This window comes from Alkalisalibacterium limincola (genome assembly GCF_008017755.1).
In the GTDB taxonomy this organism is placed as follows: Bacteria; Pseudomonadota; Gammaproteobacteria; order Xanthomonadales; family Xanthomonadaceae; genus Alkalisalibacterium; species Alkalisalibacterium limincola.
The window spans coordinates 88,783-110,980 of the sequence record NZ_VRTS01000003.1 but is presented as its reverse complement, the minus strand read 5'-3'; the positions used below and the strand labels follow the sequence as shown (position 1 = coordinate 110,980).

Below are 22,198 nucleotides of genomic sequence, written 5' to 3'. Positions count from 1 at the left end.
GCATGCCTGCCGCTGTGCGTCACCCCGCCCCGGGCGAAAATGCCCGGAGGCCAAACTAGTGATGGATGGCACGGTTCCTGCTTTTTCTCCCGGGATTACACGGGGGAGAACAAAGATGTCCAGTGTGAGCGCGTTTCCAACCACCCAACTGTCGGATGAAACCCTGGTCGCCCGCCTGTACGACATGGCGCTCTCCGGCGAGGACGGCAGCGAGGAGTTCCATCGTCTCGACGCCGAATGCCAGCGTCGCCTGGTCTCGGCCACCGCGACCCCGGAGATCCTGAAGTCAATCGCCGCGACCGGTTGACCCCCTCGCGGGGAGGTTCCCGGCTGGATTGGATCAGGCCGTCTTGCGCAGAAGGTCCAGGAGGCTTTCCGTCGGCATCGGACGTCCGAGATGGTAGCCCTGCGCACGATCGCAGCCCATCTCCCGCAACAGCGTCGCCGAGCCCTCGGCCTCGATTCCCTCGGCGACCGCCTCCATGCCCAGGTGATGGGCCAGCTCGACCATGGAGCTCACCAGCCGCGCCGATCGCGGGTCGCTGCCGGCGTCCCTGACGAAGCTCTGGTCGATCTTGAGTTCGCGTACCGGGAAGTGCTTGAGGTAGGACAGCGACGAGTACCCCTTGCCGAAATCGTCGATGGCGATGCGCAGTCCGGCATGGTCCAGGCGCTGCAGCACCCGGGCGCTGAGCTCCGGGTTCTCCATCATCGCCGTTTCCGTCACCTCCAGCACCACGGAGGCCGGCGGCGTATCCCACAGCGCCACCGCATCAAGGATCTGCTCGACCAGGCCGGCTTGCGGAAAGGCCTTCGACGAGAGGTTGATCGAGCATCGCAGGTCGGGGTCGAGTGCGCGCAACCTGGCGTGTTCGCGCAAGGCGGCGTTGACACTCCAGCGGGTCAGTTCTCCCGCAAGGCCGGTCTGCTCGGCCAGAGTGATGAAGCGGTCCGGCCGGATCGAGCCGCGGCGCGGACAGTCCCAGCGCGCCAGTGCCTCCACACCCACCAGGCGGCCCTGCTTGAGCTCGATGACGGGCTGGAAGTGCACATGGAGCAGGTTCTCCATCAACGCATGGCGCAGGTCCTGGTACAGCGCGGCCTCGTCCTCGGACTCGTCCGCCATCGCCCAGTCGATCCCGCTGGAGCGGGCGATCGCCAGCGCCCGCTCGGCGCCCCGGCACAGGTCCTCGGGCCGCTGCCCATGCAAGGGGAACACCGAATACCCCACATGCGCCTGCAGCTTGATCGAGCGGCCATCGCTCTCGAAGGGCAGTTCGAACTCACGCAACAGACGCTGTGCGGCAAGCGCTGCGTGGTTCGGGCTGATGAGGCCCGACAACACGACGGCGACGTCGCAGTCCCCGACCGGGACCAGCCAGTCGCTCTCGCGCAAGGCACCGCACAGCCGCTCGCGCACCTCGTCGCACAAGGCATCGCCGATCTCATAGCCGAGGAAGCCACAGAGTTCGTGGAAGCGGTCCACGCGCAACAGCAACACGCCGGTTGAAGGCGAATTGCCATTTTGGGTGGCTTCATCGATGCGTTCGAACAACCGGGACCGATTCAGCACAGCCGACCCCCTTCAGCCCTCACAGATAGAGCTCCGCGGCATCGAGCCCATACGCCCCGGGTGGCAGGGCCCTGGCGATGCGGATCTGGTTCGCCGGGTCCGGCGTCATCGACTCCAGGAGCAGGTCGAGCTGGCGGAATGCCGGATCGATCGACTTGTCCGACTTCGTCAGCACGGTGACCCGCGGGAAAAGCCTGCGCGCCGGGTTCTGCGCCATGATGATCGCGACCTCGCCCGTGCTCAGCTCCACCAGCGACCCGGTGGGATAGACCCCCAGGCACTGGGTGAACTGCTCCACCAGCTGCCCCTGGAACAGCCGGTCGCGCTCGCGGTAAAGGGTCTGCAGGACCTCGTGCCGCGCCTTGGCGGGCTGGTGGCTGCGGGTACTCGACATCGCGTCGTACGTGTCGATGATCCCCAGCATCCGTCCATAGAGTGGAATCTGGCTGCCGGACAGGCCGTTCGGATAGCCCGAGCCGTCATGGCGCTCATGGTGCGTGGACACCATGGATAGCAGTTCCAGGCTGCCGATGCCGGCCTGCTCGATCAGGGTGATGCCGAGGCCGACGTGGCTGCGCATCGCCTTGAGCTGGGAGGCATCCAGGCTGTTGCCGTGGTCGATCGTGCCCTCGGGCAGGGCCGCCTTGCCGATATCCATCAGCATGCCGCCGGTGGAAAGCTCGACGATCAGCTCCTTGGGCAGGCCCAGGTGGCGTCCGAAGCTTGCGGCAAGTGCGCAGCAGTTGATCGCGTGGCTGTAGTTGTAGCTGTCGCGCTTGCTCAGCGCCTCGAGCCAGAAGAAGGCGTCGGCACTGCGGATGACGCTCTCCACGATCGGCTCGACCGCATCGGTGACCGCCTCGGGTGACAGGCGACGATGTTCGCGGACGTCATCGACGATCCGACGCGCCAGGGAGCGTGCGTTGTCGCGCGCCCTGCGCGCCAGCGGGACTTCCTGTTCGACATCGACACGGTTGGCATAGCTCACGCTGCCGACACCGCCCCCCAGCCGCGCGTGCGCATGGGACGTGCCCAACGACCGGAGGTGCTGGTCCACGTCCGCGGTGCTCTTGTGGACGTCGATGTAGACGTGGCTGCAGAAGCGGCGAAGCTGGTCGATCTGCTCGACGTTGTCGATCAGGAAGCCCTGGAGCAGGAAGGGCGTTTCAACCCACGGCCGGTCGAGGCGGCATACGAACATCCCGCGGGCCAGGGCCTCGACCTCGATTTTCCTTTCTTCGATCTCCACGAATCGATCCCCTGCTATCCCCGCCACGATGATGCACGACTGGGGCGTCTTCAACCATCCCCCAGAAGCATCATCATGGCCTCCGGTCATGGAGGACGATGCCAGCGTTCGCGCCCCCGGCACGGGAGCGCAACATCACCCCTCGCAATCTGTGACCTCCATCACGAACTGCAAGAGAGCATGGAGCAACCGGCGCGCTGGCGAGCCCATTCCGGACGACGCGAAGCCAGCTGTTCCAGGCCTGGATGGTCTTCGTAGGGCGCGGCCAATACCCGCATCAGGTCGGCCAGGACCGTGTCGTCGCCCTGCTCCAGCGCATCGATCGCCTGCTGGGCGAGGTAGTTTCGGAATACGTAGCGGGGATTGCTCCTGCGCATCAGTGACACGCGGTCGGGTTCCGGCAGCGCCTGCCGGCGCCAGCACGATGCCAGCCGGGACAGCCAGTCGACCCAGCGCGACCTCCCCTCCTCGAGTTTCCCCGGGTCATAGAACGCCTCGGCCAGCACGCCGGGATCGGGAGCATCCGGGTCCACCTGCGCAAGCAGACGGAAGGCCAGCGTCATGTCGACCCCGTCCGCGTGCATCAGGGCGAACAGCTCGCGCGCCAGTCCGATCGCCGTGTCCTGTCCCTCCTCCACCCCGTTGCCGCCAACGCCCGGGTCCAGTCCCAGTTTCGCCGCCAGCATCCGCGCCTGGGCCTCGTGGAAGGCCGACACGTAGGCCTGCAATCCCGCCTCCAGCGGTGCCTGGGACGAGAACAGTCCCGACAGCGCACCGGCCAGCCGTCCCAGGTTCCACCAGGCGATCTCCGGCTGGGCACTGTAGCGGTACCTCCGATGCTGGGCGTCGGTGGTGTTGGGGGTGAAGTCGGGATCGAAGTCGTCGAGCCAACCGTAGGGACCGTAGTCGATCGTCAGGCCCAGGATCGACATGTTGTCGGTGTTCATGACGCCGTGCACGAAGCCCACCCGCATCCAGTGCGCCATCAGCACGCCGGTCCGCCGGCAGACCTCGGCGAACCAGCGCGCGCGGCCGGCTTCGTCGCTGGCGTCGTGGCCAGGGAAATCGCGATCGATGGTGAACTCGACGAGGCGACCCAGCAGCCCGGAATCACCCCGCGCCGCAGGCAGTTCGAAGCTGCCGAAGCGGATGAACGAGGGCGAGACCCGGCACACCACGGCACCGGGCTCGGGCGCCGGATGGCCGTCATAGAACATGTCGCGCACGACCTGCTCACCCGTGCCGACCAGGCTCAGGGCCCGGGTGGTCGGGATTCCCAGGTGGTGCATCGCCTCGCTGCAGACGAACTCGCGCAGGGACGAGCGCAGCACGGCGCGTCCGTCCGCGCCGCGCGAATACGGGGTCGGCCCCGCGCCCTTGAGCTGCAGTTCGTGCCGCGAGCCGTCGGCGGCCAGGAGTTCGCCCAGCGAGATGGCGCGTCCGTCGCCGAGCTGGCCTGCCCAGTGGCCGAACTGGTGACCGCCGTAGTTCGCAGCCCAGGGCTGCATGCCCGGAACAAGGGCATTGCCGGCGAAGACCTCGGCAAAGCGCTGCCGGCCCATCACCTCGGGATCGAGTCCCAGTTGCCCGGCGAGCTCCCGGGAGACCGCCAGAAGGCGCGGATCGGGCACCGGCTCCGGCGAGACCGGCGACCAGGCGGCGGCGACCTGCCGCCGTTCCCGGTCGCTCCTGGAATCGCCCGGCAACTGGCGGATGAATGCATTGTCGAAGCGAAGTCCGTCCATGTGCACAGCGTAGCGCCCCCCGGGCGACGGGCGCGTGGTCTCTCATCGACCCGCGCGAGCCGCTACAATGGACGGCTTCGCGTCGCCCCGCGGCGAGCGCCCTTCCTCCGAACCCAGCCCGAGCACGATGTCGAGCGTTGCAGTCGAACAGGTCCTGGCGGTGCGCCACTGGACCGATGCCTACTTCAGCTTCACCACCACCCGCGACGACGGCCTGCGCTTCGAGAACGGCCAGTTCGTCATGATCGGGCTGATGGTCGAAGGCCGACCGCTGCTGCGCGCGTATTCGATCGCCAGCGCGAACTGGGAGGAGCAACTCGAGTTCTTCAGCATCAAGGTGCCCGACGGCCCACTGACCTCGCGCCTGCAGCACATCCGGGAGGGCGACGAACTGCTGGTCAGCCGCAAGCCCACCGGCACCCTGCTGATCTCCGACCTGTGGCCGGGCCGCAATCTCTACCTGCTGGCCACGGGCACCGGCCTGGCCCCGTTCCTGGCCACGATCAAGGACCCGGAAACCTACGAGCGCTTCGACCGGGTCATCCTGACCCATGGCGTGCGCGGCGTGGAGGACCTCGCCTACCGCGACTACATCCTCAACGAGCTGCCGAACCACGAGTACCTGGGCGACGTGATCCGCGAGAAGCTGCTGTACTACCCGGCGGTCACGCGCGAGGACTTCACCACCCGGGGCCGGTTGACCGACCTGATGGACAGCGGCCGGATGATGGCCGACCTGGGCCTGCCGGCGCTGGACCCGGAGCTCGACCGGGCGATGATCTGCGGCAGCCCGCAGATGCTGGCCGACTTCCGCGCGATCCTCGATACCCGGGGCTTCACCGCGGCGCCGCGCATCGGGGTTCCCGGGCAGTACGTGTTCGAGCGCGCCTTCGTCGAGAAGTAGACCGCCGGGCTGCCCCGGCGGCCCGTCCCGTTACACTGCCGGGCCCGATCGCCGAACCTGGACCCGACGATGCTCAATCCGATCCTGCTTGCCCTGGCGCTGGCCTCCGCGCCGGCCACGGCCACCATCGACCCGGTGCCCACGGCCTGGCAGACGCCTGCCGAGGCCAGCGACTACACGCGCACGCCCCGGCTGGACGAGACGCTGGAGTGGTTCGAGCACCTGGCCCGCATCAGCCCGTTGGTGCATGTCGACAGCTTTGGCACCTCGCCCCAGGGACGCACGATGCCGCTGGTGATCGTGGCAACGGGCAGCGAGTTCGATGCAGAGACTGCCAGGGACTCCGGGAAGGAAGTCGTGCTGATCCAGGCCGCCATCCACGCCGGCGAGAACGAGGGCAAGGACGCGCTGATGGCCCTCGTGCGCGACATCGCGGTGCACGGCCGCCACCACGACCTGCTCGAACACGTGGTGCTGGTGCTGCTCCCGGTGTTCAACGTCGATGGACACGAGCGCTTCTCGCCGTACGGACGCATCAACCAGAACGGGCCCGAGGAGATGGGCTGGCGGGTGACGGCCAACAACCTCAACCTCAACCGCGACTTCGCCAAGGCCGACACCCCGGAGATGCAGGCCTGGCTGCGACTGTGGAACGCATGGCGCCCGGACCTGCTGGTCGACATGCACAACACCAACGGCGCGGACTACCAGTACGCCCTCACCTGGGCGTTCGAGCGCGCGGGCAACCTGCACCCCGCGGTCGCGGCCTGGCAGGAGGACCGGTTCAATGGCCGCATCGCCCCGGCCATGGCCGCCCAGGGCTGGCCGCTGTTCACCTACGTCATGATGACCGACCGCGACGACATCCGCGCCGGACTGCTGGAGTGGGCCTCCAGCCCGCGCTACTCCACCGGCTTCGCGGCGGTGGAGAACCGCGCCGGGCTGCTGCTGGAAACCCACATGCTCAAGGACTTCCGCACCCGGACCCAGGTCAACGAGGCGATGCTGCTGGAACTGCTCAAGGCGCTCGCACACGAGCCCGGGAGCCTGCGTGAGGCGGTGCGCCGTGCCGATGCCGAGACCGTCGCCCGCGCCGGCCGGGCCGACGCCGCGCTCGACGTCGCGTTCCGCACCACGGACGAAACGCGCGACGTCGAGTTCCTCGGCTACGAGTACACCACGCGCGAGAGCGAGCTCTCCGGCGGTACCTGGGTGACCTACGACCAGGACAGCCCGCGCACCTTCCGCATCCCGATGCGCGACCGGTTCGAAGTCACCCGGCGCGTCGCCCTGCCCGCCGCCTACCTCGTGCCCGCGGAGTGGAGTGCCGTGATCGAGCGACTCGAGTTCCACGACATCGCCATCGAGCGCATCGCGTCGGGCGGCGAAGTCGAGGCCGGGGTATACCGCTTCCAGGACGTGACCTTCAGCCCCCGCCCCGTCGAGGGACGGCAGGTGGTGACCGGATTCAACGCCGCGTTGGCGGTCGAGCGCAGACAAGTGCCGGCGGGCAGCGTGCTGGTGCGGCTCGACCAGCCCAAGGCGAACACCGCCGTGCATCTGCTGGAACCCGAGGCCCCGGACTCCCTGCTGTACTGGGGTTTGTTCAACGCCATCTTCGAGGACAAGGAGTACACCGAACCACGCGTCATGGAGGCGATGGCCCGGGAGATGCTGGCCGCCGACCCGGCCCTGCGCGCGGAGTTCGAGCAGCGTCGCGAGGATCCGGAGTTCGCCGGCGATCCGCGGGCCATCCTGCGCTTCTTCTACCAGCGCACTCCGTTCTTCGACGACGCGTTGAACCGCTATCCGGTGCTGCGCCTGGACGCGGCCGCGGCCGCCTCCCTCACCGGGGAGTGATCCGGCCGCCCGGCATCAACCCGCCTCGATGAAGGCCGCCATGCGCGCGCGCGTGGCGGCATCGGGCATGCGCCCACGCGCCGCGGCGAGGTTGTCGCGAAGGTAGCGCATCGTCGCGGTCCCGGGAATCGCGCACGTGACCGCGGGGTGGGACACGACGAACTTCAACGCGAACTGCGCCCAGCTGTCGATGTCCCAGGCCCGGGCCCAGTCGGGCACCGGCCGATCGCCGAAGGCCTGGAACACGCGGCCGCGACCGAACGGCAGGTTCACCATGACCGCCATGCCCCGGTCCTGGGCCAGGGGCAGGATGCGCTGCTCGGCCTCGCGGTTGTCGATGGCGTAGTCGACCTGGATGACGTCGAGCGGATTGCGCCGCATGACGCGCACGAGGTCGTCGTACTGGTTCTTGAAAGACGTGCTGATGCCGACATGGCGCACGCGTCCCGCCTCCTTCCACTCCGAGAGCACCGCGAGCATCTCCTCGGCACCCATCAGGTTGTGCACCTGCATCAGGTCCACGCTGTCCACGCGAAGGCGCTCCAGGGACGCGTGCATCTGGGCCACGCCTGCATCCCTCCCCTCGCGACCGGCATCGACCTTGGTGGCAAGGAACAGCTTCCCGCGTACGCCCAGCTCATCGACCAGGTCGCCCACCACCGATTCGGCATTCCCGTACGACGGCGCGGTATCGACCACCCGCCCTCCCATGCGGGCGAACGCGTCGAGCACCTCGCGTAGCGGCTGGCGCTGCATCGCGTCGCTGCCCACGTCGAAGCGCCGGGCGGTCCCGATCCCAACAACCGGCACGTGTTCGCCACTGGAAGGAATCGGGCGGGTGACCAATGCGGCCGAGCTGCCCGCCGCTACCGCCCGTGCCCAGCCGATCGGCAGCGTGGCACCGAGCAGGCCGAGGCCCAGTCCGGCGCTTGCGCCGAGCAGCGCCCGGCGGGTCAGTAGGGTGTCATCACCTGTCATCGGATCCTCGTCCGAAAGTGGCGGTGCTGGGGAAAAGATACTCCAGCCACGCCATGGCCGCTCATGCGGTGCCGGCATCATCGGCGCCAGCCACGCCGGCCTTGCGACGCCGCCACCACCAGAACCCCACCGCGGCCAGCACGATGACTGCGGCGGCGATGACCGTACGGTTCACGTCGTGCTCGAGGACCGATTCGCCCAGCACCACGAAGGCTGCCGCATACAGGCCGGTCACCAGCATCGATACCGTGAGGTAGAGCGCGAACGGCACCCCGGCCACACCCAGCAGGTAGTTCTTCGCGAAGGCCGGGACCCCCGGGGTGAACTTCACCATGAGCACGAAGCTCAGCGCGCGCTTGTGGTCCCCGTCGAACCGGGGGAGCTTGACGCTGAAGCGCTCGAGCAAACGCAGGATGCCCGGACGAAACCCGCTGCGTGCCAGCCAGAAACACAGGCTGAAGTTCGCCAGCAAGGCCAGCAGGGAACCACCCAGTCCCACCGTCACGCCGAAAGTGGCCCCGGCGAGGATGAAGAACGGGGTCACCGGAAAGCCGATGGCAGGAAGGATCGCCATCACGGCGAAGAACGGCACCGGGCCAGCCTGTTCCTTCCAGCGCACGAACGCCTCGTGGTCCCAGGCCGTCCACAGCAGGTACACCATGCCAGCCAGCGCCAGCACCATCATCGACTTGCCGGCAAGCACCAGCCAGAAGGCTCGGCGGCTGCGGGTGGGGTTTGCATGTTCCGACATGGACGCAAGCCTACACGGCGCGACGCCGGGCGTGTCGATACGTCGAAGCGGTATCCTCATGGCCCCCTTCCCGCCATGGAACGACGATGCGCGTCCTTCTCGCCTGCCTCGCCCTCGCCCTGCTGGCCGCATGCCAGCCCTCCCCGCCTCCGTATGCCGGAGGCGACATCGAACGCTTCCACACCGTGGACCTCGTGGAGGGCGAAGGCACCGAGGCTCGCCCCGGCGACGAGGTCAGCGTCCACTACACCGGCTGGCTCTACGACGAGCGCGCCGACCAGCAGCGCGGGGAACGCTTCGACACGTCGCTCGAGCGCGGCGAAGCCTTCGGCTTCCGGCTTGGTGCCGGCCGCGTCATCCGCGGATGGGACGAGGGCCTCGTCGGGATGCGCGAGGGCGGGCGGCGGGTGCTGATGCTGCCCGCCGACTACGGCTACGGCGCCAGGGGCGCGGGCAACCGGATCCCCCCGGGAGCCTCGCTGGTGTTCGAGGTGGAGTTGCTGGAGGTCCGCGCGGACTGACGCGCCATCAGCGCCGACAGCGCAGCCGCACGCGCCTCCGGCGTCAGCGCCGCCAGGGATTCCACCGCCGTGTAGAAGGCGCCCCAGTCGCGGTCTGCATCGTCGAACAGTTGGGCGAAGGCGTCCACCCACTGGTCGTAGAGCCCGAAGGGCAACAGGCTGGCGTTGTTGATCCCGGAAGCGACCCAGCGGTCGTAACGGGCGTCGTCGCGCCAGCCAGGGGTTTGTCGCAGGCGCCTGTAGTCGGCGCGGAAGGCGTTGACTTGCTGCTCGCGCGCCAGGCGCATGCGCTGCTCGTCAAGCCCACTGCGGTAGAGCCGGTCGAGCGCGTCGCGCAGGGCCAGCACCCGCAGGGTGAACTCCCGCGATCGCGCCTGCGCGCCCGGATCCGGTTCCGGCCACCCCTGCTGGCGGCGCCATTGCCGCATCCCCTCGCGCTCCACGAACACCGCCAGCGATTCGTTGAACGCCGTGTCATCGCGCACGAACAGCTTCTGGTGGACCAGTTCGTGGAACATCGTCGACACGGCGGCATCGACCCCGCCGTCGAGCATCGTGCTCAGCAGTGGATCGTCGAACCACCCCAGCGTGGAGTAGGCTCCGACGCCACCCACCCAGGTCTGCAGCCCCTGCGACTGCAGCTCACGTGCCAGGGCCTGCGCACGCGACTCGTCGAAGTAGCCGCGGTAGGCCACGCAACCCACGATCGGGAAGCAGTGCAGCAGGGGCTGCACCGAGAACTCCGGTGCGGCGAAGACCGCCCAGGTCACGAACGGCCGGTCGAGGTCGACGAAACGCAGGTAGCTTGCGTTCGCCGGCAGTTGCAGGTCCTGCGTCGCAAACCGCCTCGCCTCGACAATGGCCTGCAGTTGCTCGCGACGTGCAGCCGGCGTCGCCGGATCGGCGAGCACCTCCTCGATGGGCCGTCGCTCGCCCAGCAAGCGGGCGTGTCCCCCGGCCACGTGGGCGTAGTAGCCCAGGCTCTGGCAGCCGGCCAGCAGCACCAGGCACGCCAGCGCCAGCAGCGTTCTCGGCCCGGAGGGCAAGGCGGGGGACCACAACGAAAACGGGACCGGAGGCATGGGCATCAACATAACCCGTGCATCCGGTCCCGCAAGCGGTGGCTGCCTGCGGGCAGCCAGCCGCCGCGCGTTACTCGCGGATCGGCATGAAGGTGAGCTCCACGCGCCGGTTCTGCGCGCGACCCTGTTCGGTATTGTTGCTGGCGATCGGGTAGCGCTTGCCGGCACCGATGATCATCATGCGCTGGTCGGCCACGCCACGGCCGCGCAGGTAGCTGCCCACGGCCTGCGCGCGACGCTCGGACAGGCGGTCGTTGTACGCATCCGAGCCGACGCTGTCGGTGTGGCGGCGATCTCCAGCAGGGTCTGCGGATACTCGGCGGCCACGCTGCCGACGCGATCGAGCACGCCCAGCGCACGCGGATTGAGTTCGGCACTGTCGAAGCCGAAAGTGATGCTCTCGGGCATGTTCAGGATGAGGTCGTCGCCCTGGCGCACGACTTCCACGCCGGTGCCTTCCATCTCGCGGCGCATGCGCTCTTCCTGGCGGTCCATGTAGGTACCCACGCCGGCGCCGGCCAGTGCGCCCACGCCGGCACCCACCAGCGCACGCTGGCGTCGCTCGCGGGCATCATCGCCGCTGATCGCGCCGATCACGGCACCCGCCAGGGCGCCAATGCCGGCACCGGTCGCGGTGCGGCTGCGCTGGCCTTCGGTGGGCTGCTGCTGCGGCTGCTGCTGCGGGCCCGGCGGCGGCGGGGTGCGATAGGTCTGCTGCGGCGCACAAGCGGCGAGGGCCAGCGTGCTGCCGATGGCAAGGAACAGGTGGCGGGGCTTCAGCGTGGTTTGCATGTCAAATCTCCCTTTGGGTCGATGGTCGCTGACCGGCTGACGTCCAGGGCCGGTTGCAAGACGTATTCAACGCCCACAAACCTGAACGACGGGTCATGACGCTCGGCCACGCGTGCCGGTTCAGCGGAAGAGCAGCACCACGGGAAGGGCCATCAGCGCGAGGATCAGCAGCATGCCGGCGACACGCACCGCCACGCCGGCCGGGTCGGCCCGGAGCCGATCGGAGAAGGTTTCCGCACTGCCCTCGGCCACGTCACGGGCATGCGCCTCGCGTGCCGCGCTCGCGCGTTGTGCCTGGTAGGCGGCCATCGCCTCCTTGGCGCGTGGGAAATCGGCGTCCTGCTTGACCCAGATGCCGCCGGCAGAGATCCACCAGTTGCCCGGATCGGTTTCGTACCAGGCAATCCCGTGCTCATCGAGCAGTTTGCGCACGTCGGCGGCTTCGTCGTCGGGAACGTGGCGCAGGTTGAGCAGGAGTTTCGACATGCGCCCATCATAGCAACCGCGGCCCTGCCTCAGGTCCCGCCGCCGCTGCGCCAGATCGACACCAGCAGCCATACGCCACCGATGCCCGCACCAATGAAGCCCAGCAGGCCGAAGAGGGGAAGCCCCAACAGGGTCGGGCCCGCGTCGACGGTCAGCGCGATCGAGGAGCCGACGATCAGCGCCGACGTCACCAGGCCGACCGTCAGCCGGTTGGCGGAGTGGTCGACCTGCTCGCCGAACTGCTTCAGCCGGTCGACGTCCACCTTGATCCTGACCTGTCCTTCCCGCGCCGAGCGCATCAGCCGGCGCAGGTCGCGCGGCAGCTCCGCGGCGACGGAGGCGGAATCCGACAGCACCTGCCAGCCCTTGCGCAGCACCGCCTTCGGGGCATACCGGGCGACGAAGGCCCGCTGCAGGAACGGCGCGGACTCCCCCACCATGTCGAAGTCCGGATCCAGCCGCCGGCCCATGCCCTCCAGCGTGATGAACACCTTGACCAGCAGCGCGAGGTCCGGCGGCAGCGCCAGGCGGTTCTCGCGCAGCATCGTGGTGACCTCGACCAGCATCATCGACAGGTCCAGCTGTTCGAGCGGCACCCCGTGGTAGCGGTCCACGAAGGCATCGACATCCTGGGTCAGCTGCCCGTCGTCCACCGTGGGCTCGGCCGCCCAGTCCAGCAGCACCTCGGTCACCCGGTCGACGTCGCGCTGGACCATGCCATGCAGCAGCGTCACCAGCTGCGCCCGACGTCGTTCCGACAAGCGTCCCACCATGCCGTAGTCGATCAATGCGATGCGGTTCCCGGGCAGGCAGAAGACATTGCCCGGATGCGGGTCGGCGTGGAAGAAACCATCCTCGAACATCATCTTCAGGACGGCCTGCCCCCCACGCCGTGCGATCAGTTTCCGATCAAGCCCCGCGGCCTCGATCGCGGCGATGTCCGACATGCGGATGCCGTCGATGTATTCCTGGACATTCATGCGCTTGCCGGTGAATTCCCAGTACACACGGGGCACGACGAGCTCCTCGTCGTCCTCGAAGCTGGTGGCGATGCGCTCGGCATGCCGGCACTCCGCGGCCAGGTCGAGCTCGCGCGTCAGCGAGGCCTGGAACTGCCGCACCACCGCACGGGGCTGGTAGCGACGCATCTCCGGCGACTCCTCCTCGGCGATCTGCGCCAGCCGCTGCAGCAGGCGCATGTCCGCCTCCACCACCGGTTCGATACCGGGGCGCCGCACCTTGACCACGACCTCGGTACCGTCGTGCAGGCGTGCCCGATGCACCTGCGCGATCGACGCAGCCGCGATGGGCGTGGTGTCGAAGAAGGCAAACGCCTGCTCGGGAGGCATGCCCAGGTCGGCCTCGATCTGCGGCCTGATGCGATCGAAGGCCACCGGAGGCGTGTTGCCCTGCAGCTTGCTGAACTCCTCGATCCACTCGGGCGCGAAGATGTCCACGCGCGTGGCCAGGATCTGGCCCAGTTTCACGAAGGTCGGGCCCATGTCCTCCAGCGCGCGGCGCACCCGCACCGGCGCGGGCAACGCGACCAGTTCCTCGAGATGCTCCAGCGGCAACACCTTGCCGGCGCGCCTGAGCATTCCGGCCATCCCGAGGCGGCCGACGATGTCGCCGAAGCCGTAGCGGATGAGCACGGCGGCGATGGTCTGCAGCCGTCCGATGTCGCGTGCCGCCGTGATGCCTTCCCACAACATGCGTTCCCACCCCTGGTCCGTGCCGCGCCAGCATACGGCGCGCGCTGCTGGCCGTCATCGGTGCAGCGGTGATAATGGGCCACCGACTGCCGCCGGACCGCCCGCCTTGGACATCATCCACTCGCGTCAAAACCCCGTCTTCCGACAGGCACTCAAGCTGTCGGAAAGCCGCCGCGAGCGTCTCAAGAGCGGGCTGGTGCTGCTGTCGGGCACGCACCTGGCGCTCAGCGCACTGCACGCGGGCTGGTCCCTGCAACGCGTGCTGCTGCGCGAGGGACACGTCGGACAGCCCGAGGTCGAGCAGGTGGTCGGCCAGGCCGGGGCCCCGGCAGTCGTGCTGTCCGGCGCGCTGTTCGACGAGATCGAGCAGATGGCCAGCCCGACCGGACTGCTTGCCCTGGCTACGCTGCCGGAGCCACCTGCACTGCGTCGCGACGGCGCCTGCGTGTTGCTCGATGGCATCCAGGATCCCGGCAATGTCGGGACGATACTGCGCACCGCCGCGGCCGCCGGGATCGACCAGGCCTGGCTGGGCCTGGGGTGCGCCGATGCCTGGTCGCCCAAGGTGCTGCGCGCCGCCATGGGTGCCCATTTCGCCATCCCCGTCATCGAGCGCGTGGATTGCGCCGCGGCAATGGATGCCTTCGCCGGTCCGCGTGCGATCACCACGCTCGACCAGGCACGCAGCCTCTATGGGCTCGACCTGCGCGGCGATCTGCTCCTGGCGCTCGGTGCGGAGGGTCGTGGCGTGTCCGACGCCGTCGCCGGACGCGCAACGCTGCGCGTGCATATCCCGATGCAGGCCGGAATCGAATCGCTCAACGTCGCCGCGGCGGCGGCCATATGCCTGTTCGAGCGGCGTCGCCAGCTACTCGCCGATCCGGCCTGATTGCCGACGCGTGGCGTTTGACCCGCCGCGTGCTTTGCCCTTACAACCGGTGTGAATCCAGGCCGCATCGACCGCCTCCGCGGCGCGCGGCCCTCCCGGGGAGACACCAAACAATGTTCGTACGATCACTCGCGGCCGCCGTGCTGCTGGGCCTGTCCGTCCCTGCCGCGGGCCACGGCGAGGGCGACTATTTCATCCACGCCCACTTCACCAGCCAGGCCCAGCTGGAGCGGATCGCGGTGCGTTTCCAACACCTCGACGTGGACCGGGAGAAAGGCCTCGTGCGCGCCGAAGCGAGCAGCGAGGACATCCATTTCCTGCAGCGAAGCGGGCTGCGCGTGGAAGTCGACGAGTACGCCACCTCGCGCATGCGCGCACACCAGCTCGCCGCCACCCGCGCAGGCGGCGTCCAGTCGATACCGGGCTTTGCCTGCTACCGCACGGTGGAGGAAACCTACGAGGCCATGGATGCGATGGCCGCCACCGCCCCCGGCTTCGCCTCCGTCATCGACATCGGACCCAGCTGGGAGCGCAGCCAGGACCCCCAGGCGGGTTACGAGATGCGCGTGCTGAAGCTGACCAATTCCGCCACCGACGTGGACGTTCCCGACAAGCCCGCGATGGTCATGCTCAGCGCATTGCATGCGCGCGAATACACCACGGCCGAACTCACCACCCGCTTCGCCGAGCAACTCCTCGCCGGCTACGGCAGCGATGCCGAGGCCACGTGGCTGCTGGACAACTTCGAGTTCCACTTCATCCTCCAGGCCAATCCCGATGGCCGCAAGCGCGCCGAAAGCGGAATCTCCTGGCGCAAGAACACCAACGACCTCAATGGCGCCTGTCCACTCAATGCCGACGGCATCGACCTCAACCGCAATTTCGTCTACGGCTGGGGCGGCACCGCCAACGGGTCGAGCGGCAACCCCTGCGCGACGACCTATCGAGGCCCGACCGCCGCGTCGGAACCGGAAACCCGGAACATCATCGAATACGTGGCGGGCACCCCGGACGCGAACGGGGTCTACCAGGGCGGCGTGTTCCCCGACCGTCGCGACGACGACCGCAACGCGCCCGCGCCGGTCGACTACCAGGGCCTGTTCTTCGACAACCACAGCTTCTCCAAGCTGGTGCTCTGGTCATGGGGCGACACCAACCAGCCCACCGCCAATGGCACCGCCATGCGCACGCTGGGTCGACGCCTGGCGTGGTTCAACGGCTACCGCCCGCAGCAGGCGATCGAGCTGTATCCCACCGACGGCACCACCGACGACACTTTCTACGGAAAGCTGGGCGTGCCCTCCTACACCTACGAGTTCGGCATCAGCTTCTTCGAGGACTGCGACACCTTCCACTCGCAGACCCTGCCCGACAACCTGGCCTCGATGCGCTATGCCGCACGCAGCCTGCAGGCGCCCTACCTGCTGCCGTCGGGGCCCGACACCACCGCGGTGTCCGTGGACTACGCCAGCGTCGTCGCCGGCACGACGCTGACCGTCACCGCCACGGTCGACGACCGCGGCTTCAACCAGAGCAACGGCAGCGAGCCGGTCCACGACATCGTCGCCGCCGAGGCCTTCCTCGGCACCACGCCCTGGGACGAGGGAGCCGTGCCGATCCCGCTGCAACCGCTGGGCGGCGCCTTCGACGGTCCGGTCGCCATGGTCGCCGGCAGCATCAATACCGCCGGACTGCCACCCGGAAGGCACCTGGTCTTCGTCCAGGGCATCGACGCCAGTGGCGCCCGCGGTACGCCCAACGCAGCGATGTTCATGGTCGGGGACGTCGACAACCAGGCACCGGACGCCGCGTTCGACGTCCAGACCGATGGCCTGCAGGCCAGCTTCACCGACCTGTCGACCGACCCGGACGGGGACGTGGCGTCGTGGTCCTGGGACTTCGGCGACGGCAACGTATCCACCCAGCGCAACCCCGTGCATGCGTACTCCGCGACGGGCACCTACATCGTCTCGCTCGACGTCGAGGACGACCAGGGCGCGTCGGCCACCACGTCGGCGGCGGTATCGGTCGTGGAACTCGACGGCGTGCTGGCCAATGGCGAACCGGTCGGTGGGCTCGCCGCATCCGGTGGCCCGCTGTACTTCCGGCTCGACGTGCCGGAAGGCGCCAGCGACCTGCGCTTCTCGATCTCGGGAGGCACGGGCGATGCCGACCTCTACGTGCGCCATGCCGAGCTGCCGACGCTGAGCGCCTACGACTGCCGTCCCTACCTCAACGGCAACGAGGAAACCTGTGGCACGGCCGCGCACCCGATCCCGAGCACCCCGGGGCCCTGGTTCGTGAGGATCCATCCCTACACCGCGTTCTCGGGCGTCACGCTGGTCGGCGGCCACGAGGGAGGCCTCCTGCCTCCCGGCCCCCGCGAGCTCACGGCCGAGGTGCAGGCCCGCAGCCGCATGACGCGAACCATCACGCTCGCATGGGTGGGCGGTGCCGACGAGGTCGACGTCCATCGCAATGGCAGCGTGTGGCAGCGCGTGGCCAATACCGGCTCGCTGGCCTTCAGCGAACGCCAGCCCGGCGTGCTTTCCTTCCGCGTGTGCGACGCGGGAAGCAGCGACTGCTCCGCCGAGGTCACGGCCGACTACTGAGCCCCGTCAGACGCGGGCACCGGTGCAGCACCGGTGCCCGTGCCGCCGGCTCAGTCCTCCGCGGACTGCAGCCGGTAGTCGATCTCGTAGGGCGGCATGTCGCCGCCCTCGCCCACCAGGTAATGCTCCATCCAGCGCATCAGGCGCAGCGAGTAGTCCCAGCGCGAGGCCGCGCGCACGTTGCCGTGGCCCTCGCCCGGATACAGCACCAGGCGCACGGGCGCCTGTCCGGCCAGCTTCAGGAACCGGTACATCGTCTTGGACTGGGTCACGTCCACCCGCGTGTCCGCCTCGCCATGCAGGATCAGCGTCGGCGTGCGCGACCGGTTCGCGTAGTAGATCGGGCTGGCCTCGGTGTACATCGTCCAGTCTTCCCACGGCCAGGTCAGGTAGTGCACCAGGTAGAGTTCCTGCGGGATGTCGGTCGTGCCCATCATCCCGATCTTGTCCGACAGCCCGACGTTCATGACCGCGGCAGCGAAACGCTCGCTGTAGTAGGTCGCGCCCCAGGCACTGGCATACCCCCCGTACGAGCCACCGGTGATGCCGACGCGGTCGCCGTCCACCAGCCCGGTTTCGATCAGGTGGTCGACACCGTCCACCAGGTCGTCGAACTCCTCCTTCGCCGGGCGCCCGTGGTTGAGCTGGGAGAACTCCACGCCGCGCCCGGTGCTGGCCCGGTAGTTCGGGTAGAACACCGCGAAGCCCCGGCTGGCCGCATGCTGGGCCGGCAGGTTGTAGCTGGTCAGCCAGCCGTTGGAGTAGTGCGCCTCCGGACCGCCATGCACGGCGAGGATCAGCGGCACGCGCGCATTGCCGGCGCGCTGCAGCGGGTGGTAGAGGATGCCCTCGATCTCCAGCCCGTCGCGGGCGGCGTAACGGACCACTTCCTGGCGGGCCAGTTCGACGTCGGCAAGCCACGGGTTCGAGTCGGTCAGGCGTTGCGGTTCACCCTGCCCCCGGGCGAGGCGGAAGACCTCACCCGGGTGGCCGGGTGCATTCGCCACCAGGGCGATGTCGCCGCTGCGGGCCACGCTCAGGCCACTCCAGATGGGTCCACCCGCGGCCACCAGGTCGCGCTGCGAGCCACCGTCCACGCCGATCTCGCCCACGCGTGCCTCGACGCCCTCGTAGCTGATGAACACGATCCGGTCGTTGCCCGACCAGTCGACGTGCCATACGTGTCCCTCCAGGTCCGGCAGGAGGTTGCGGGGCGTGCCTCCGTCCCGCCCCACCACCGTCAGCCGGCCTTCGCGGGGGTCATGCACGTCCTCGGTGGCCACCAGGGCCAGGTGCCTGCCGTCCGGTGCCCAGGCCATGTTGCCGAGCTTGCCCGGCGTGTCCACCTCGCCAAGCACGCGACCGTCGCGGGCGACCATGTGCACGCGCACGAACATCAGCGTGTCGTCCACGACCTGGCGCGGGGCGATCGCCACCGCCAGGCGATCACCGCCGGGGCTCCAATGGACCCCCTGGACCGAACCTTCGAGCTCGAGTCGGCGCGGTTCGGCCGGATCATCTCCCAGCCCGTGGATCCAGACCTCCACCGGCCGCCAGTCCTCCTCGAAGATCTTCTGGCTGAAGCCCTTCTCGCGAAGGGCGCGCGCGTCGGCCGACTCGGGGGCCTGCACCAGCACCGCCACCTCGCGTCCATCGGGCGCGAAGGAATAGGCCCGGATGTCCGCCGCGGCCTTCGCCAGGCGTCGCGGCTCGCCGCCGTCCAGGGGAATCAGGTGCAGGGAGCGATGTTCATCGCCCTCGCGCTTGCCGATGAACGCGATCCCGTCACCGTCGGGGTGCCAGCGCACGGACGCCACGGAAGCGGCCTCGCCGACGAAGCGGCGGCTGTCGCCGTTGGCATCGACCACGTGGAGCTCGGTGCGGTTGGGACCATCCGCATCCACGCCGGGCTGGCGCGGAACGGACAGCACGTAGGCAATGCGGCTGCCATCGGGACTGGCCTGGGCGTCGGTGACGAACTGCGTCTTCGCGATCTGCTCCAGGCTCATGCCGGCCGCGAGAACCGGCTGGCCCGCGGACACAAGGACGAAAACTGCGACAAGGAAAAGCCATCGGATCATGCGATTGCTCCGTGGGTATGTGGATTGGGACGTGCGCAAGGGCAACCCCTTCATTCTTGCACAGCGCTTTCGCGGCTCCCCGTGCACACGTGTGTCGCGGCCAACTAACGGGTATCGTCGAGCCGGGGATACCGGGGAGGGTCCATGCGCGTCGCGCTCCGTCTTTTCATCATGCTGGTCGCCGTGCCCGGCGCGCTGCTGTGGCTGGCCTGGGAGTTGGCCCAGGTGCACCCCGCTCCCGCTGCTCCGACGTCGGTATCCGCCGCGGGAAATCCGGCCCCGCCGACCGCGGTCGACGCACAGCCGACCCGGGCCGAGTTGGCCGGCGAGATCGTGCGGCAGCGCCGCGAGCGCGCCGCCCAGTGCGTCGGGCGCGGCCTGCGGGTGGCGAACCCCGACATGCGTGGTGCGAAGCTGACCCTGGTGGTCGCCACGTCCACGGGCTGCCGGCACGGTTGCGAAGCCGAGCGCATCGCCGAACGCCTCAACGACGACTACACACTCGAAGGCCTGCGGGTGATGCTGCTGCGCACCGACGACGACGGCCGCATGGACACGCCGATGGGCGTTTCCACCGTCGTGGTGCCCGACTGCGCCCCGCTGTTCGCGCCGCTCGGGCACGACTACTTCCTGCGCCACGCCGATGGTTCGCTCTCAAGCTCCGGCGAGCGTCACGAAGCAGCCCTGCTGTACGAGGTGGGACTGGAGTTCGACCCCGAACCGCTGGTGCGCCGCCACCTGAACCTGCGCAACTGAATCAGGCGTCGGCGTGCGGATGCCGCTCGCGCCAACGCGCCAGCTCGCGCGCGTAATGCTCCAGCGCTTCCTGGTAGGTGTCATGGACGCAGGGGTCGCAGCCGCCTTCGCAGCAGTCCGACGGCAACGGCTTTTCCGGCGGCTCCGGGCGCGGATCGTTCCCGGCCGGGCCCTCGGCCGACACCCGGCGATCAGACGGTATTGGTGACGGCATAGGCGCGCAACTCGTCCAGGGGCACGACGCCCAGCGCATGGAGATGCGTGGCCTCCAGGACCACCGCCGGCGCCACGCCCGCCTCCCAGGCCTCCACCCAGCGCCGGGCGCACAGGCACCAGCGATCCCCCGGCTTCAACCCGGGGAAGGACAGCTGGGGCTGTGGCGTGACCAGGTCGTTCCCGCGCATGCGTGAAAACTCGAGGAAGCGCTCGCTCACCACCACGCAGACCACGTGCAGGCCGCGGTCACTGGGGTCGGTGTGGCAACACCCGTCGCGGAAGTAGCCCGTGACGGGATTGAAGCCACACGCCTGTAGCGGTTGTCCCAGGACATTGAGTGCCGACATGGTCGCCTCCGTTGTTGCCGTACCCCATCAGAACACGACCGGGGGAAAGACGGTGTCTAGAGTTGCGGTGGCAAGCCCTCCACGCCGGCCGCCGCCTCCTCATCCAGCACCGCCACGGTGCGCGTGAACATCGCCTCGGCCTCCTCCGGACTGTCGGCGATGCAGATCATGCCCAGTTTTCCGTATTCCGACAGCGCCCCGATCAGGTTGAACACCACGCCCTGCTGCCGGGTTTCGTCGAAGTGCAGGCGCCGCGACACCACGATGTCGATCAGGTCATTCGGGATCAGGCGGCGGTAATCGCGATTGTCCACGTTGTCGCTGGCGTAGTAGTAGCGCGGCTGCCCCATGGGCGACACGAAGCACGCCTGCTCCGGGTCGTAATGCCCGTTGGTGAGGAACTCGAGCATCTGGAACGGCATCGTGGTGCCTCCCTTGCGCAGGTTGATCTCGATCGCATGGTGTTCATGGCCGTCCGCGACCGGCACGCTGACGAAGTCCACCGCGGCGCGGCCGATCACGCCCTTGTCGCGCAGCACCTCGCCCACCCGCGCCGCCAGGGCATGGATGTCGCGCGCATATCGCCCGTCCGCTGGAAAGGTGCTGCCCTTGAAGACCTGGCCACTGGGCCCGCCCATCACCTGGTCGTGGCTGGACAGCAATTCCACTTCGCCCACCGGGGTGATGCGCAATTGCACCGACGGCGTGCGCTTGTCCGCACCCTCGATCCAGGCCTCGACGATGCCGCCGTGGCGCTTGAAGAGCGCATCGAAGGCCTCGAACTCCATGCCGCGGGCCTCGAAACGAAGGGCATCGGGCAAGGCCGCCAGCAGGTGCGAGGCATCGCCGAGGGCACCGAGCGTGCGCAGGTCCAGCAACGCATTGCCTTCCCCCGAGAAGCCTTCGTTCACCTTGATGACCACCCGCGCGAGCCCGGGGTCCGTCTCGCGCATGCGCACGATCGCCGCGCAGGCCGACTCGAGGTCGGGCAGCCCTCCTCTCCCGGCGGCATCGCGACACCAGCCTCGGCGAAGGCCTGGCGACTGCCGGTCTTGCCACCCCAATGCGCCAGGGCCGGGTCGCAGGCGTACATGCACAGGCCCAGCCGGGTGGCCAGCGTCACCTCTTCATCGCCGGCGTTGAACACCGAGAGGTAGGCTGCCTGCGGGTCGCGCACCTCCGCGGCGATGCGGGCCAGCAGCCGCGGGCGGTCGAGGATCTTGCGCGTGAGCGAAACCGGCGAGGCGTCGTGGGCGGAAAGCATGACCAGCCGCTGCCGGGCATGCTCGCCCGGCACACCGGAGAGGAAGCTGAGGTAGTAGTCCACGATCACCTGGCTGATCGGCTCGCTGGTGACGAACACCACCTTGGTGTTGGGCTGGCGCAGGAACATCAGCATGCTCAGCAGCCGCTCCTCGTAGCAGCGGAACGCCGGCACCTTCTCCAGCACGTCCGGGTCGAGGCTCAGCCCGGGAACCACCACCACGGTGCGCGGTGCGTCCGGGGCCTCGAGGACATCGCGGAACAGCACGGCGAGGTGCTTTTGCAATCCCTCGAAGCGCTCGCGTTCCTCGCGGCTCCCCGCTGCCGGCATGGCTTCGGTCGCTCCCATTGGCGTGCTCCCTCGCTGCGGACCCTGATCGT

20 protein-coding genes and 1 pseudogene are annotated in these 22,198 nt (G+C 68.7%); 7 read left to right on the top strand and 14 right to left on the bottom strand.

The window, feature by feature from the left end:
* Nucleotides 1–115 precede the first annotated feature (115 nt).
* The gene (locus tag FU658_RS05610) at nucleotides 116–307 is read left to right on the top strand and encodes a hypothetical protein (RefSeq protein ID WP_147891187.1); all 192 of its coding nucleotides are present in this window, start codon (nucleotides 116–118) and stop codon (nucleotides 305–307) included.
* A gap of 33 nt (nucleotides 308–340) precedes the next feature.
* Here the strand turns inward: FU658_RS05610 and FU658_RS05605 are convergent, their stop codons facing one another.
* From FU658_RS05605 to FU658_RS05595, 3 genes are all read right to left on the bottom strand, one after another.
* Nucleotides 341–1,573 carry a putative bifunctional diguanylate cyclase/phosphodiesterase gene (locus FU658_RS05605; RefSeq protein ID WP_147891186.1) on the bottom strand — a complete coding sequence of 411 codons (1,233 nt, stop codon included), beginning with the start codon at nucleotides 1,571–1,573 and terminating at the stop codon, nucleotides 341–343.
* 19 nt (nucleotides 1,574–1,592) lie between these two features.
* On the bottom strand, nucleotides 1,593–2,822 hold the full coding sequence (locus FU658_RS05600) for a cyclic di-GMP phosphodiesterase (RefSeq protein ID WP_187265945.1): 1,230 nt from the start codon (nucleotides 2,820–2,822) through the stop codon (nucleotides 1,593–1,595).
* Nucleotides 2,823–2,983: 161 nt separating this feature from the next.
* Nucleotides 2,984–4,567, bottom strand: coding sequence for a protein adenylyltransferase SelO (locus tag FU658_RS05595; RefSeq protein WP_147891184.1), 1,584 nt, complete (start codon nucleotides 4,565–4,567; stop codon nucleotides 2,984–2,986).
* 127 nt (nucleotides 4,568–4,694) lie between these two features.
* Here FU658_RS05595 and FU658_RS05590 point away from each other — a divergent pair, with 127 nt between their 5' ends.
* Both FU658_RS05590 and FU658_RS05585 read left to right on the top strand, forming a co-directional pair.
* Entirely contained in the window at nucleotides 4,695–5,471 is a 777-nt protein-coding gene (locus FU658_RS05590; RefSeq protein ID WP_147891183.1) for a ferredoxin--NADP reductase, read from the top strand.
* A gap of 69 nt (nucleotides 5,472–5,540) precedes the next feature.
* Nucleotides 5,541–7,331 (top strand): M14 family zinc carboxypeptidase, encoded by a 1,791-nt coding sequence (locus FU658_RS05585; RefSeq protein ID WP_147891182.1) that lies wholly within the window; start codon nucleotides 5,541–5,543, stop codon nucleotides 7,329–7,331.
* A gap of 15 nt (nucleotides 7,332–7,346) precedes the next feature.
* Here the strand turns inward: FU658_RS05585 and FU658_RS05580 are convergent, their stop codons facing one another.
* Both FU658_RS05580 and FU658_RS05575 read right to left on the bottom strand, forming a co-directional pair.
* A complete protein-coding gene (locus FU658_RS05580) occupies nucleotides 7,347–8,309 on the bottom strand; it encodes an aldo/keto reductase (RefSeq protein ID WP_147891181.1) in 963 nt (320 codons plus the stop codon).
* Nucleotides 8,310–8,370: 61 nt separating this feature from the next.
* Entirely contained in the window at nucleotides 8,371–9,060 is a 690-nt protein-coding gene (locus FU658_RS05575; RefSeq protein ID WP_187265944.1) for a TVP38/TMEM64 family protein, read from the bottom strand.
* Between the two features lie 86 nt (nucleotides 9,061–9,146).
* On the opposite strand from FU658_RS05575, the gene FU658_RS05570 reads away from it, so the two are divergent.
* On the top strand, nucleotides 9,147–9,581 hold the full coding sequence (locus tag FU658_RS05570; RefSeq protein ID WP_147891179.1) for an FKBP-type peptidyl-prolyl cis-trans isomerase: 435 nt from the start codon (nucleotides 9,147–9,149) through the stop codon (nucleotides 9,579–9,581).
* Here the strand turns inward: FU658_RS05570 and FU658_RS05565 are convergent.
* From FU658_RS05565 to FU658_RS05550, 4 genes and pseudogenes are all read right to left on the bottom strand, one after another.
* Nucleotides 9,494–10,669: an aminopeptidase gene (locus tag FU658_RS05565; protein ID WP_255505440.1), complete on the bottom strand. Its 1,176-nt coding sequence runs from the start codon at nucleotides 10,667–10,669 to the stop codon at nucleotides 9,494–9,496. The genes FU658_RS05570 and FU658_RS05565 overlap by 88 nt on opposite strands.
* A gap of 64 nt (nucleotides 10,670–10,733) precedes the next feature.
* A pseudogene (locus FU658_RS05560) lies at nucleotides 10,734–11,455 on the bottom strand (YiaD family glycine zipper/OmpA-like lipoprotein).
* Between the two features lie 120 nt (nucleotides 11,456–11,575).
* The gene (locus FU658_RS14345; RefSeq protein WP_187265943.1) at nucleotides 11,576–11,941 is read right to left on the bottom strand and encodes a DUF6164 family protein; all 366 of its coding nucleotides are present in this window, start codon (nucleotides 11,939–11,941) and stop codon (nucleotides 11,576–11,578) included.
* Nucleotides 11,942–11,970: 29 nt separating this feature from the next.
* Nucleotides 11,971–13,650, bottom strand: coding sequence for an ABC1 kinase family protein (locus FU658_RS05550; RefSeq protein WP_222708372.1), 1,680 nt, complete (start codon nucleotides 13,648–13,650; stop codon nucleotides 11,971–11,973).
* 109 nt (nucleotides 13,651–13,759) lie between these two features.
* Here FU658_RS05550 and FU658_RS05545 point away from each other — a divergent pair, with 109 nt between their 5' ends.
* Both FU658_RS05545 and FU658_RS05540 read left to right on the top strand, forming a co-directional pair.
* Nucleotides 13,760–14,542: a TrmH family RNA methyltransferase gene (locus FU658_RS05545; protein ID WP_187265942.1), complete on the top strand. Its 783-nt coding sequence runs from the start codon at nucleotides 13,760–13,762 to the stop codon at nucleotides 14,540–14,542.
* Between the two features lie 113 nt (nucleotides 14,543–14,655).
* On the top strand, nucleotides 14,656–17,154 hold the full coding sequence (locus FU658_RS05540; RefSeq protein WP_147891175.1) for a M14 family zinc carboxypeptidase: 2,499 nt from the start codon (nucleotides 14,656–14,658) through the stop codon (nucleotides 17,152–17,154).
* A gap of 50 nt (nucleotides 17,155–17,204) precedes the next feature.
* Here FU658_RS05540 and FU658_RS05535 read toward each other — a convergent pair whose 3' ends face one another.
* A complete protein-coding gene (locus tag FU658_RS05535) occupies nucleotides 17,205–19,235 on the bottom strand; it encodes a S9 family peptidase (protein WP_187265941.1) in 2,031 nt (676 codons plus the stop codon).
* A 144-nt stretch (nucleotides 19,236–19,379) separates the two neighbouring features.
* Between FU658_RS05535 and FU658_RS05530 the strand changes: the two genes are divergently transcribed.
* Nucleotides 19,380–19,991, top strand: a complete 612-nt coding sequence (locus FU658_RS05530; RefSeq protein ID WP_147891173.1) for a hypothetical protein — start codon at nucleotides 19,380–19,382, stop codon at nucleotides 19,989–19,991.
* A gap of 1 nt (nucleotide 19,992) precedes the next feature.
* Here FU658_RS05530 and FU658_RS05525 read toward each other — a convergent pair whose 3' ends face one another.
* Genes FU658_RS05525 through FU658_RS14700 form a run of 4 tightly spaced genes read right to left on the bottom strand, consistent with a single transcriptional unit; the run spans nucleotide 19,993 to nucleotide 22,166 of the window.
* Nucleotides 19,993–20,175, bottom strand: coding sequence for an oxidoreductase-like domain-containing protein (locus tag FU658_RS05525; RefSeq protein WP_255505438.1), 183 nt, complete (start codon nucleotides 20,173–20,175; stop codon nucleotides 19,993–19,995).
* A 7-nt stretch (nucleotides 20,176–20,182) separates the two neighbouring features.
* On the bottom strand, nucleotides 20,183–20,554 hold the full coding sequence (locus tag FU658_RS05520) for a DUF2237 family protein (RefSeq protein ID WP_147891171.1): 372 nt from the start codon (nucleotides 20,552–20,554) through the stop codon (nucleotides 20,183–20,185).
* A 56-nt stretch (nucleotides 20,555–20,610) separates the two neighbouring features.
* Nucleotides 20,611–21,507 (bottom strand): peptide ligase PGM1-related protein, encoded by an 897-nt coding sequence (locus FU658_RS14705; protein WP_222708363.1) that lies wholly within the window; start codon nucleotides 21,505–21,507, stop codon nucleotides 20,611–20,613.
* Entirely contained in the window at nucleotides 21,462–22,166 is a 705-nt protein-coding gene (locus tag FU658_RS14700; protein WP_222708362.1) for a hypothetical protein, read from the bottom strand. Before FU658_RS14700 ends, FU658_RS14705 begins: the two co-directional genes overlap by 46 nt.
* Nucleotides 22,167–22,198 lie beyond the last annotated feature (32 nt).

What these genes read in the sequence shown, in the direction of transcription:
- FU658_RS05610 (WP_147891187.1), top strand. Translation starts at nt 116, where the DNA reads ATGTCCAGTGTGAGCGCGTTTCCAACCACCCAACTGTCGGATGAAACC.
- FU658_RS05540 (WP_147891175.1), top strand. Translation starts at nt 14,656, where the DNA reads ATGTTCGTACGATCACTCGCGGCCGCCGTGCTGCTGGGCCTGTCCGTC.
- FU658_RS05585 (WP_147891182.1), top strand. Translation starts at nt 5,541, where the DNA reads ATGCTCAATCCGATCCTGCTTGCCCTGGCGCTGGCCTCCGCGCCGGCC.
- FU658_RS14345 (WP_187265943.1), bottom strand. Translation starts at nt 11,941, where the DNA reads ATGTCGAAACTCCTGCTCAACCTGCGCCACGTTCCCGACGACGAAGCC.
- FU658_RS05580 (WP_147891181.1), bottom strand. Translation starts at nt 8,309, where the DNA reads ATGACAGGTGATGACACCCTACTGACCCGCCGGGCGCTGCTCGGCGCA.
- FU658_RS05595 (WP_147891184.1), bottom strand. Translation starts at nt 4,567, where the DNA reads ATGGACGGACTTCGCTTCGACAATGCATTCATCCGCCAGTTGCCGGGC.
- FU658_RS05535 (WP_187265941.1), bottom strand. Translation starts at nt 19,235, where the DNA reads ATGATCCGATGGCTTTTCCTTGTCGCAGTTTTCGTCCTTGTGTCCGCG.
- FU658_RS05570 (WP_147891179.1), top strand. Translation starts at nt 9,147, where the DNA reads ATGCGCGTCCTTCTCGCCTGCCTCGCCCTCGCCCTGCTGGCCGCATGC.
- FU658_RS05530 (WP_147891173.1), top strand. Translation starts at nt 19,380, where the DNA reads ATGCGCGTCGCGCTCCGTCTTTTCATCATGCTGGTCGCCGTGCCCGGC.
- FU658_RS05520 (WP_147891171.1), bottom strand. Translation starts at nt 20,554, where the DNA reads ATGTCGGCACTCAATGTCCTGGGACAACCGCTACAGGCGTGTGGCTTC.
- FU658_RS05575 (WP_187265944.1), bottom strand. Translation starts at nt 9,060, where the DNA reads ATGTCGGAACATGCAAACCCCACCCGCAGCCGCCGAGCCTTCTGGCTG.
- FU658_RS05590 (WP_147891183.1), top strand. Translation starts at nt 4,695, where the DNA reads ATGTCGAGCGTTGCAGTCGAACAGGTCCTGGCGGTGCGCCACTGGACC.
- FU658_RS14705 (WP_222708363.1), bottom strand. Translation starts at nt 21,507, where the DNA reads ATGCGCGAGACGGACCCCGGGCTCGCGCGGGTGGTCATCAAGGTGAAC.
- FU658_RS14700 (WP_222708362.1), bottom strand. Translation starts at nt 22,166, where the DNA reads ATGGGAGCGACCGAAGCCATGCCGGCAGCGGGGAGCCGCGAGGAACGC.
- FU658_RS05565 (WP_255505440.1), bottom strand. Translation starts at nt 10,669, where the DNA reads ATGCCCATGCCTCCGGTCCCGTTTTCGTTGTGGTCCCCCGCCTTGCCC.